The 11669-nt window shown below is 43.7% G+C and carries 8 protein-coding genes; 2 read left to right on the forward strand and 6 right to left on the reverse strand.

Annotated features, from left to right (window positions below; translation table 11 throughout):
• Positions 1–227 precede the first annotated feature (227 nt).
• A complete protein-coding gene (tnpA, locus tag PLH26_RS03710) occupies positions 228–689 on the reverse strand; it encodes an IS200/IS605 family transposase (RefSeq protein ID WP_324584640.1) in 462 nt (153 codons plus the stop codon).
• 146 nt (positions 690–835) lie between these two features.
• Positions 836–4402 carry a CRTAC1 family protein gene (locus PLH26_RS03715; RefSeq protein WP_324584641.1) on the reverse strand — a complete coding sequence of 1189 codons (3567 nt, stop codon included), beginning with the start codon at positions 4400–4402 and terminating at the stop codon, positions 836–838.
• A 202-nt stretch (positions 4403–4604) separates the two neighbouring features.
• Here PLH26_RS03715 and PLH26_RS03720 point away from each other — a divergent pair, with 202 nt between their 5' ends.
• Entirely contained in the window at positions 4605–6413 is a 1809-nt protein-coding gene (locus PLH26_RS03720) for a CRTAC1 family protein (protein WP_324584642.1), read from the forward strand.
• Positions 6413–7279 (forward strand): RnfABCDGE type electron transport complex subunit D, encoded by an 867-nt coding sequence (locus tag PLH26_RS03725; protein ID WP_324584643.1) that lies wholly within the window; start codon positions 6413–6415, stop codon positions 7277–7279. Before PLH26_RS03720 ends, PLH26_RS03725 begins: the two co-directional genes overlap by 1 nt.
• Positions 7280–7801: 522 nt before the next feature.
• Here PLH26_RS03725 and PLH26_RS03730 read toward each other — a convergent pair.
• The 4 genes from PLH26_RS03730 to PLH26_RS03745 form a co-directional block, all read right to left on the reverse strand.
• Positions 7802–8557 carry a ComEC/Rec2 family competence protein gene (locus PLH26_RS03730; protein WP_324584644.1) on the reverse strand — a complete coding sequence of 252 codons (756 nt, stop codon included), beginning with the start codon at positions 8555–8557 and terminating at the stop codon, positions 7802–7804.
• Positions 8558–8592: 35 nt separating this feature from the next.
• Positions 8593–9066 carry an MBL fold metallo-hydrolase gene (locus PLH26_RS03735; protein WP_324584645.1) on the reverse strand — a complete coding sequence of 158 codons (474 nt, stop codon included), beginning with the start codon at positions 9064–9066 and terminating at the stop codon, positions 8593–8595.
• A gap of 218 nt (positions 9067–9284) precedes the next feature.
• Positions 9285–10382 carry a thioredoxin-like domain-containing protein gene (locus tag PLH26_RS03740; RefSeq protein WP_324584646.1) on the reverse strand — a complete coding sequence of 366 codons (1098 nt, stop codon included), beginning with the start codon at positions 10380–10382 and terminating at the stop codon, positions 9285–9287.
• 425 nt (positions 10383–10807) lie between these two features.
• A complete protein-coding gene (locus PLH26_RS03745) occupies positions 10808–11518 on the reverse strand; it encodes an MIP/aquaporin family protein (protein ID WP_324584647.1) in 711 nt (236 codons plus the stop codon).
• Between the last annotated feature and the right edge of the window lie 151 nt (positions 11519–11669).

The following is an 11669-nucleotide window of genomic DNA, read 5'->3' on the forward strand; positions in this document are numbered from 1 at the left end:
CCATTGGTATTTGCTATGAAAGCAGCCCCTTACCTGTTCCATCCCTACGGGATTATCAGACGTTCTCATTTGCATTTACCGATATGATATCCCTACGGGATTTTTGGATATGCCCTACTACCGTACTGTGTTTTTTGTATCATGTACTCTTCACCTAAATGCCGATAGGCATACCATATCGGTAATTCAATAAACTCACGCCCGCATGAATGCCGTAGGCATGCTACCTATTCCGGCTCCTTAAAAACATATCTTTCATCATACTCCACTTCAAATTTTTCCAGGAACAATTTATATTCTTCCAGAAAGGTCTTTTTACGATGATGCTCTTTCTGATTCTCGATATACCTTATCACATCAGGCAGTTGGGATTTTGAATATGAAAATGCTCCATACCCGGTTTGCCACTCAAACCGCTCTTTGCAGTACTTGTTATCATTTATCCATTTGGATGAGCCCGCTTTTACATCCTGCATAAAATCAGCCATAGATTGAGTAGCTCTAAAACCAACCAGCAAGTGTACATGGTCGGGCATGCCGTTGATAATAATCAGCTTGTGCTTATTCGTTTGCACAATACCCGTAATGTATTTATACAGGTCGTTCTCCCATGTGCTGCTTATAAGAGATGCTCTATATTTGGGGGCAAATACAAATTGAAGATGAACTTGTGTGTAGGTGTTAGCCATATGTTATACCAATTAGATTTCTAAGATAATCCAAATATTCCAGGTATGGTACGATGCTATGGTCGTTTATTCCAAAGCCGTTGCACTGTTACGGATGTACAATCGGTATTACATTCATACAGGATTTCTTTTTAGGCTTTGAGTAATTACTTATGTTCTGCCACTGCCTGTGGCTTCAGTGCATTTTTAAAATCATCGGTACTTATCAGCCGGGTATTGTATTGCTGCCGGTACCGGTTGTGCTGTGCATCTGCAGGATACATTACATTGCTGCGGTAAGGATAGGCAGGCATGTTATGGAAAGGCAGCGGCTCAACCGTTTGCCCGTGAGCGGTGTTCAGATCGCCGTCTTTTACCCATCCTTCACTGTAAATGAGAAAATCGCGCTTCCAGCCCTGCGGCAATGCAGGTAAACGCGCCGCATCAAACTCAATCGTTATTTCATCGCCCGAATTGGCAATAACATAGGCATCATCTGCCTGCTGCATCAGCGGCAACACATCACCGTAGCGGGTGTAGTATCCTGTCAGGTCCCTCCATTTCTGCCCGCCGCTGGTATTGTAGTAGTCGAACCAGTGCGGACCAAAAGGCCCGCCTTTCCTGTAGGAAGCCGAATAGCCCCTGTAAGCAAGTTGCGCACCTGTCATGGCAAGATCATGCATGTGTACCGGGGCTTTGGATAAGCGGCTTGAAAAGAATATCTCATCCCAGTAGATCTGCATATTCGTTCTTATTCTTACTTTCCTGTTGTTGGCAGTAAGGAATTTACCCGACAGGTTAACGATAACCATTTTATCTTTTCCCATCGGGAAACCAATATTGGGTATAACAGTTTGCCATTCTCCTTTTTTGTTCATCACCTCCAATGACGGCGGGTTACTTGTATACATAGTTGATTGGGTCATGGCCGTGTTGATGCTGGCATCGGCAGGGAAGATCCATCCCCGTAAAAACAGGTAAAGACTATCGCCTGCCGCTTCATCTCCCAGGTCGAGGATCAGGTCGTGATCATCGGCAAGCCCCTGGTATTTGCCCATGCCGAAGTTGGAAATGTATTTGAAATCGTATGATTCAATCTGCGGCAGTACGTTAATGCCATTACCATCAAAAGCAGTAACCGGAAAATGTTTTTTACCTACGCCATACAATTGCTTACCGGGAAAAGGCGGCGCAACAAAACGTTCATCGGCAAATACATCTACCGTGTCGGGATGATCTACCGCTATCAGGGCAGCTTTATCGAAATAAACCGTTTCCCACAGCTCTTCGGTTATCCTGATGGAATATTTATTATTCTTCGGCTTGAGCATCTCACCAGGGATAAGCAGGTATTCTTTCGACGGATCGCTGAATGCATAGGTAGTATCTGTTCCGCTTACCGCCAAAGGCATTCCCAGCGCGCTTCTCCACATCATATCCTTTAAGAAAATGTATTTTTCCCCATCCCACGTAAACAGGAAGGGGCATGATCCTTTGAGCTTCTCTTCTTCAAGCGTTCTTTGCCAGCGCGACGGGTCATCAATAAGCTGCGGCGTTCCATTGGGCCAAATGATACGAACCACATCCAGAGAATCCTGCGCACCCACGCCAAAATTAACCAACGAGCGTTTCACCGTTTTGCTTTGATACAGGTTCCCTGCTTTTAGCTCCACCTGTGCGCCAATGCCAAAGCGGTTGTTCTTATTGTTGCCATAGGAAAGTCCCGTTAACTGAACCTGCATATAATGATTGAGATGGCCCCCGTCATTTCTCATTAAAGAAATCCCGGAAGGTCCCGATATAAAAACATCATCATCACCATCTAAGTTAAAGTCGGCAATGTCTATCTTATGCCCCCCGGTTATTGTTTGCGGCAGCAGGTACGAAACATTGATAAATCCTTTCCCGGGATCATTATGGAACAGCTGCACACCGCTTTGGGACGCATCGTCATTTATCCCTGCTACCAGGATATCCTGGTAACCATCATTATCAAAATCAAAGAAAATGGCAGCGTGAACGGTTATGCCTTTTAATGAGGAAGTGAGCGTCCGCGATGCTGTGTCGGACTTAAACCCATGTTCCCGCGTATTTTGCAGCAAAAATGAATTTTCGTTCTTGGCTCCGGCAATGAACAGGTCCTGCATACCGTCGTTATTGTAATCGCCAAAAGCAATGGCGCTGCCTTTGTACGCAGGATCCGCAAGTTGTAAGCTGCCGGTATGGTCTTTAAATTTAGAATGCCGCTCGTTATCCAGCAATTGGATTTTCCCTTCCGCGGTCAGCGCCGCTATATCCAGGTCGCCATCCGCATCGTGGTCTCCATAATCCATATCTATGGTTCCTGATGCATTTGCTAAGAGGTTCATCATCTTCGCATTTTCGGTAAACGTTCCGTCATTGTTGTTGCGAAAAAATTTGTTGTTGCGGTTACAGGCTACATACAGATCGAGGTCGCCGTCCTGGTCAAAATCCGCAACAAGCATCTTATTGCCATCGCTGATATTTTCCAGCCCGGTTTTTTGCTTTATCCGCGAAAAGGTGCCATCGCCATTGTTTTTATAAATAAGGATCCCTTTGCCGGTAGAAACAAGAAGGTCGCGGTAGCCGTCGTTGTCATAATCTGCAAACGTGGCGTCAAGATCAACAGCCTCGTGATCAAGATCAACAGAGGAGGTAATGTCTTTATAGTTCGACATTTCTGCTTCAAACAAATAGCGTTTGGAGCGCGGCGCGCCTTCGGGTAAAAAGCTCGCAAAAACATAGGATGTGCCTTTACCGTCGTCATCTGCAAGCGCCAGTGTTGAAGACTTTATATTGGCTACCCCGGGGATCGTTAGTCCGGCAACTGCAGAAGCGTCTTCAAATTTTATATCGTTCAATGAAACCAACCTGTTTTTGTCGTAAACCCGGCTGAACCTGCTGTCGTTAAACGCTGCATAGCCGGTGAGTAATTTCGGCTGGTCTATTTCATCAATACCGCCGGCATAGGCCTTGGTAAGCTTCACCAGTTCATGAAATCTCTGAATATACTGAATGGCATTGGCGGTTTGCCTGCTGTTGGCGATGAGTGCAACAGCTTTTTGGTAGATGCTGTCTGTTGCCAGGTTAAATTCCGGGACTATCTTTTTTATGCTTTGCATAAAGAACAGTGCGGAGTCGGGTTTCCCTTCCTGTGCAAGCAATTCACACAGTTGAAGCCGGGGCACAATATTGGCCGGGGTAATATCCACCAATTGCAACAGGCTGGATTTTTGCTCCGGGTAATTTTTTTCCGCTGCCTGCAGCAGGGACAGCTTGTACCAGGCAGGCGCATTCCTGGAGTCGGCAGCCAGTATTTTTGTCAGCTCTTTTACAGCACTCTCCTTATCTCCTTCCCTTATATACACTTCAGCCAGGGTGAGCTTTAACCCCGGATTGCCGGGTTGGATTTTCAATCCTGCCTGTATCTGTCTTTCTGCCTCATCATAATCCTTTTTTGCCATGTAAAGCAACGACAGATCGGCATAGTTCAGAAAATTTCCGGGATCGGTCTTTATCGCTTTTTTAAACGCTGCCTCCGCTTCATCAAACTTGTTTTGCTGAAGAAAGGAAATGGCCAGCATACGGGGGTCGTTATAACGGTTATTCGCCTCTTCATCTTTTGGTTTACATTGTGCGAGCAGGGTAACTATAAAAAATAAAACAGCACCGACCCATAAGCGTGTTCTAAAGTAGGGGAATGCATGTGTCATTACCGGTGAAATCATTTATATACACCCGAAGATAATCATAATTATCATCCTCTTATTATAAAGCAGGGTGCATTCAGGATATCTGCTTTACAGCCCCTTTCGCTTCGCCAGGCTTTCACAACAAAACAGGAGAAGTCATTAAAATTTGAAGATCAAGTATCATTATTATTATCTTTAGACCATATAAACGATGCCTGATTCAATGAGCCCCAAAAAATATACGAGAATAGCGGTTACCGCAATATTCATATGCCTGCTGGCAGTAACCTTCATCGCTTCCCGCAATAATGATTTTTTTTCGGGTAAGAACAGCAGCAGGCAGAAAGAAGCCGCTGAAAAAGCCTATGGCTTTTATCTTGAACCGGTAAATAAAGAAGCCGGTATATCATTCAGGCATATTGCTCCTGAAGTTGACCCCAAACTCAACAATATCAAAAGACAAATTGCTTCCATGGGAGCGGCTGTTTCCATTTGCGATTTTGACAATGACGGCTGGAACGACATTTATTTTACCAACAGCGCCATTGGAAGTAAAAATGCCCTGTACCGTAATTTGCACAATGGCGAATTTGAAGACGTGGCCGACAAAGTGCAACTGGCAGATGTGAACAGAACGGGCACCGGCGTTTCAATGGGCGCCGTTTGGTGCGATTATGATAACGATGGTTTTAAAGACCTGCTCCTGTATAAGTGGGGGAAACCCGAGTTGTTTAAAAACATAGAGGGAAAAAGATTTGAACCTGTTACAGAAGGCGGCGGGCTTCCTTCATGGGTAAACGCCAATTCCGCCATCTGGTTCGATTTTAACAATGACGGACTGTCGGATATTTTTATAGCGGGTTATTATAAAGAAATTTTTCACTTAGACAGTTTGAACACAACCAAAATAATGCCCGAAAGTTTCAAGTATGCCAACAATGGCGGCAGAAACTTTCTTTTAAAGAATACAGGCAACGGGAGGTTTGAAGACGTGACCGAACAGTATGGACTAACTTCAACCAAATGGACACTTGCCGCAGCAGCAGCAGACTTCAATGGCGATGGCTACCCCGAACTGTATATTGCCAACGATTATAATGTAGATGAATTTTATTTGAACAGGAACGGGCAAAGGTTTGAAGAAAAAGGCAGGGAAGCGGGCGTTGGGCATATTCCTAAAAGCGGTATGAATGCTTCCTTCGGCGATATTGCCAATGATGGTAATATAGGAGTATACACTACAAATATTACGGAAAAAGGAATACTGATCCAGGGAAACAATTACTGGCAACCCAGAAACGAACGCTCAGCCGAGCATCCTTCATTTGTAAACCTTGCCCAAATTTCAGGAATAGAAAATGCAGGCTGGAGCTATGGCGCGCAATTCGCAGACCTTAACAACGATGGTTATATGGATCTGTATGTAGCAAACGGTTTTATTTCGGCAAAGAAAAATACATCATACTGGTACGACTATTCCAAAGTTACCGGCGGCAACAGCGCCATTATAGGCGATGCCAAAAACTGGCCGGATATGGAAGGCAAAAGCCAGTCGGGCTATGAGCAGGACAAAATATGGCTGAACAACAGCGATGGTTTGTTTGAGGACGTATCAGACAAGGTTTGCCCCACAGCAACTTATGACGGCCGCGCCATTGCCATTGCCGACCTGTGGAACAGAGGTGTACTGGATGTTGTTGTTGCCAATCAAAACAATATACCTTTGGTTTATAAAAATCAGGCCGGCAACAGCAATCACTGGATAGCTTTTGACCTGCAGGGAACGGTTTCCAATGCCGACGCCATAGGTGCAAGAGTAGAGGTGGAATGGGACGGGAAAAAGCAGGCGCAGATCGTTACCGGCGGCATGGGATTTTCGTCCCAGAACCAGCACAGGCTCCATTTTGGAACAGGCAAAAGCGATAAAATTGACCAGGTAACCGTTTATTGGCCATCGGGGCATACAGATACAATTAAAAACCCCGAAATCAATAAACTGCATATTGTAAAAGAAAGCAAACCCAATAACTAATGCCGAAAGAATATCAGCTTGAAAGCATGCCCGCAACAGCTTCACTCTCTCAGTGGCTAAAAAATAATTTTCAATACATCCCCCCGGCATTTATCACGCTTATCCTGCTGGTTGGACAGTTCACTTTTGGCATTTTAGACAGCTATATGACCCTGGTGGCCGCGATAGCCACAGCCATGATAGCAGAGATCATACTGGCAAGGATCGTATTGGGCACGTGGAAAAATCTTGCCAGCGCATATATAACCGGTATAAGCGTGGGCATACTCATACGCTCAAATGTAGTTTGGCCCTATATAGTTACATCTTTACTTTCCATTCTCTCCAAATATGTATTTCGCTATAAAGACAGGCATTTATGGAATCCTTCCAACTTTGGCGTTTCATGGATGCTGGCTTTGTACAGCGTGCATGTGGCGGGGCTCAGCATTCAGTGGGGCAGTAACCTCGCTGCTATGAGTGTAATTTGGATCCTGGGATTGCTCATTGTGAACCGGGCAAAACGGTTGCACGTAACCGTTACCTATGTAATAAGCTTTAGTATACTTGCGTATGTTCGTTGTTTAATTACGGGTGATGCTTTTCTTGCAGAGCTTTCTCCGCTGACCGGGCCAATGTACCAGCTTTTTATCTTCTTTATGATCACAGACCCTCCTACCTCTGTATCCACCAGGAAGGGAAGAATTATTGTTGCCGTTTTAGTGGCCATTGTTGAATTTGTTTTGCGTCTCAACAATCTTATATATGCGCCCTTCTTCGCACTTTTTCTCGTAGGCCCGGTAGCCAAGTTTTTCGATTTAAGAAGCATTGCACTCCGCAACCGGAAGCGGGAAAAACCAGGCGTTGGGCCTGGTTCAGTCGCTTGAAATTTTGTGAGAGGAATGGTTAGGTTTTTGAAAAGATACTGAGGTTTCGTGGCGTTTCCGAAGGTTCATGATTTTCAAAGGATGGGGATAAAGGTTGTGGCTTCTTTCGGCTATCGGATCTGTTTGTTTTTTTACAGGAATTGGAATGTGCTTTCTCAGGGCCGGGTTTTCTAAAGGATGGCGGGGCTTTCAGGGGATGATGGATGATCGGGTTTTCAAAGGGTCAGCGTCGCTTTTGACAATACAAAGATGATAAACATTATACGGTAGTGAAAGTTTATTCGCCGGCAGGCGGATATGCTTCGATTTTTGGAACAATATGTTCGATTAAGGCTATGATAGGCAGAAGGAAATTCAACTATTCAAAGTAAAGTTGTTTTAATATTTGCCGGCATTTCTCAAAACAATGCCTGACTATTATCATCTTCCCGGCAAACCACTCACATCCGGGCAATTTATGCAGCTAATTGAAGACAGCCGTAAAAGCGGGATCATTTCCATGGGAAAGACTGCTACGTCAGCTTAAACGGCACCCGGCAAAGTATACGCATCCCACATATCGGACGGGCGGTTGGTTTCCTTCATCTGGTTCATAAAAATATCTTTCCCGTTACAGCGGAGGTTGATCATGCCAAATAAAATTTTGCTTTTGCTCACCGAACGGGCAAGATCGGTAGAATATACCAGAGGCCGGCTCCCCCTTGCGTACTTACCTGCACACCCTATGGCATCGGCACGGGGATGCGAAAAGCTCTCATTATCACCTGAAGATATTACAGTGGCAAAGGGGTTGACCTGCTGCATAAAAGCCTCTGTAAAATCGGAAGAACCGTGATGGCAGGATTTTGCCACATCCACCATAAAGGGATTATTGCTTCCATATTGCTGCATGAGGTAAAGCTCCGAAGCAGTATTCAGATCTCCCCCCAATAAAAAAGTCCTGCTCCCAAAAGTAATTTTGAGCACCAGGCTATGTCCGTTGATGGTTTTACCTTCATCGTGCCAGTATATAAACCTGTGCCTGCCACCGATCTTTTCTGTGAACGGCCCCAGTATATCTATCCTGAATTTCTGGCTTTCGATGGTTTTGCTGATGGCTGCAGCCCCTGCTGCCAACCGCTTCGTTTTACCGAGCCTGTTTTCCGCGGCGGCTTTTTTAACCGCATCCATAAAATTGGTAATATCCCTGTTAAAAGCAGCGGCTTCACTGGTTTGTAAGAGGTTATTGAATACTTTGGTCAGGTATACCTTCCCGTTGCGGTCAACAATATTTCCCAAGCCCGTATTATACGGATTGCTCTTTGCCGCAAACTTCAATATGCCTGCATGATAGATGGTACCAATGTGAACCGCTTGTCGTTCAATATGGGAATGAGCCCTTTATAATGATCTGCATCAAAATGGCTTACAAATACACAATCAATATGAACAGGCTGACCCCTGTTGAGCAGATAGGTATATTGCCATTTGGTAAGATAGCTGTGCATATTGACGGATGGTCCGCTGTCAACTAATATCCGCAGGTTACCCGCTTCTATTAAAATCCCATCTCCCTGGCCTACGTCCAGATAAAATATTTTAATACCCATGGTATCGCCCAGATCGGTTTTGCGCATCCACCCGTTGGGACCGGCAGTTATTACTTTGTAAAAATCGCCATCTTCGGCGGTAACGGTTACATAAGTGCCCGCCTGGATCTTGTTGATCAGCTTTTTTGCCCTGTTATTGATGATGGTTTCATAAACAGGCGCCTCGTTTGTAATAGCATATAGGAACGGGGGAAGCATGGCATTTTTAGTTCACAGGATTTAACAGATTAAGGTGTTAGTGATATTTTATGAGCTGTGTAATTACAACCGTTTTAAAACGATTTGGTATTTATGCAGGCAGGGTATTTAGAGTAGTGTCAGCCATGCTTGCATAAATACTTTTATTGGCTGCAGCCATCATTCCTATCATTTTCTCCTTTTTCTTATAACTTCAAATCATCAAACATCTAAGGATATTAATTTATTGACAATGCCTTTCTAATTTCCTTTTCCACAATGCCATCTTCATATCCAAACCATGATGAAACAACTTTTTTATCGGGCGAAATCAAAACAAAAGTTGGTGTACCAGTTACAGAATATTTACTGGCGGCATCGGAGTATTTGCCTCCTTTACTCCAAACGCTTAACCAGGTAACACTATCCGTTTTGCAAGTGTTCAGCCATTCTGCTTTATCATCCATAAAATAACTTACAAACGATACTGAATCTTTATACTCGCTGCTAAGCATCCTCATTTCAGGCATAGACATATGGCTCCAGTAACATCCCGTACCAGCAAATTGCAATAAAATATATTTATCTTTTATGTTTGAAAGCTTGAAAGAATTGCCCTTTGTATTCACCGCTTCAAAATCATTATAATTATCTCCCAAAGCAGGCTTGGGATAGTTGACTTGCATATATATTGATTTGCCGAATTTACTTTGCTTCAATGCACCTGGTAAATTGTTATACAATTTTTTCAGCGTATCTGTATTAAAATCGCGACGGTAATTATACATCACCAGCGCTATGTAAGAATTGAAATTATTTTTTATAAAACTAGTCTGCCACACTTCCAAAGAGTCGCTCACTTTCTTTACGCTTGCTGCTGCCTGCTTTTTTTCTATTGTATTAATACTGTCAGGAAATAATTTCAAATTGGCTTTCAGTCTTCTCAGCTTTACATTCCACGCATGTAATTGTTTATGATATAGCTCAGCTTCTTTTTGCACAGGCGAACCGCTGGTGGTAACATTAAGCGGCATATCAGAAATATCACCTTTTACAGCAACCGTTTCGTTGCCCATAAGTAAATCCGTATAAAAAAGGTTGCCCTTTTGTAGTTCTTTCAAACCGGAAATTATTCTCAACTCTTCCGGCGTCTCATTTAATCTTCCGCGAAATGTAAAGTTGCTTTTAATAACCAATGTGCTGTCAAGATATTCACCGCTACTAATATTTTGCAGCATTATTTGCGTGCTGTCTGCAATGCCTGTTATATATCCTGCTATTAAAAATCCATTTCCTTTTTTATAAGATGTTAACCCAATCAAAATAGCGATTAACAAGAAACAAATTTTTAGCATAGTTTGATATGGCTTATTGATATATTATAAAATTATTGTGTTTTATTTAAAAATAGAAGTTCATTGTTTAATTAAACCTGAAAGTAAAAGAATATAATGTTTAAATGCTTTCACATTTGTTCTGTCTATTACGGTTTGAATTTAAGTCGCGTTGTGTCTTGGTTGCAGCCAACAATTGTATTTGTCTGCCTACATCCGTCATCTGTGAGCACCTGTATTTATTTCCTCACAGATTTCACTGATAAGCACAGATATTAATTAATTATCCGAATGATACTTTCTTTATCTACCAAAATATCCATTCTAAATCCAAACTCTAACTTAATTTCTTTATAGTTTACACGGATGTCTAACTGGCATTTTACTGTAAATCTCCGTGTTATCTGTGAGCAATTGTATTTTTCCGGCTACTTCAGTATGAACCTAAAAACCAGCGCCGCCAGCACACCACCCGCGATGGGTCCCGCTACCGGTATCCAGGCATAGCTCCAGTCGCTGTTGCGCTTGTTTTTGATAGGCAGTAAAGCATGAACGATACGGGGCCCCAGATCACGTGCGGGGTTAATGGCATAACCGGTTGGGCCGCCCAGGCTAAGGCCTATACCCAGCACCAGCAATGCAATGGGTAAGGCATCAAGAGCGCCGAGCTTCATTTCAGGTTTGGCCAGCAACAGGGCCCCCAGTACCAGCACGAAAGTGCCTACCATTTCCGTAATAAAATTGTGGGCAGCACTCCGTATGGCCGGAGCTGTACAAAATACTGCCAGCTTGGCATTGGCATCCTGTGTGGCATTAAAATGCTGGCGGTAGGATGCCCATACGATCACGGCTCCGATCATTGCGCCTGTAAATTGCGCCAGTATATAAGCAGGCACCAGCGCCCAGTCGAAGCTGCCCTCAACCGCGAGCCCTATTGTTACGGCCGGGTTTAAATGACCACCGCTCGCCGCTGCTGCGGCATATACACCCGTAAATACTCCCACTGCCCATCCAAAGGTGATGGCGATCAGCCCGCCGTTATTGCCTTTTGTTTTATCCAGTACAACGTTGGCAACCACACCGCCGCCTAAAATAATGAGTAAAGCCGTTCCGGTAATTTCAGCCAAAAAGGGAGACATATGCAAGCAATTTTTTTGATAATGATCCAGGGAAAATAAATAATTTTTTTAATAAAGTACGGCTACAAAGCACAAAAAAGAAAAATAACAAGAACCAATAAATTTCAAATATTGAATTTCAAATCCAAAAAGGAAGCAACGATAAATAGCA

Source organism: Agriterribacter sp. (assembly GCF_035444585.1).
Classification (GTDB): domain Bacteria; phylum Bacteroidota; class Bacteroidia; order Chitinophagales; family Chitinophagaceae; genus Agriterribacter.

Bases quoted from the DNA above. Each gene is read 5' to 3' on its own strand.
- tnpA (WP_324584640.1), bottom strand. From the start codon at position 689: ATGGCTAACACCTACACACAAGTTCATCTTCAATTTGTATTTGCCCCC.
- PLH26_RS03715 (WP_324584641.1), bottom strand. From the start codon at position 4,402: ATGACACATGCATTCCCCTACTTTAGAACACGCTTATGGGTCGGTGCT.
- PLH26_RS03720 (WP_324584642.1), top strand. From the start codon at position 4,605: ATGAGCCCCAAAAAATATACGAGAATAGCGGTTACCGCAATATTCATA.
- PLH26_RS03725 (WP_324584643.1), top strand. From the start codon at position 6,413: ATGCCGAAAGAATATCAGCTTGAAAGCATGCCCGCAACAGCTTCACTC.
- PLH26_RS03735 (WP_324584645.1), bottom strand. From the start codon at position 9,066: ATGCTTCCCCCGTTCCTATATGCTATTACAAACGAGGCGCCTGTTTAT.
- PLH26_RS03745 (WP_324584647.1), bottom strand. From the start codon at position 11,518: ATGTCTCCCTTTTTGGCTGAAATTACCGGAACGGCTTTACTCATTATT.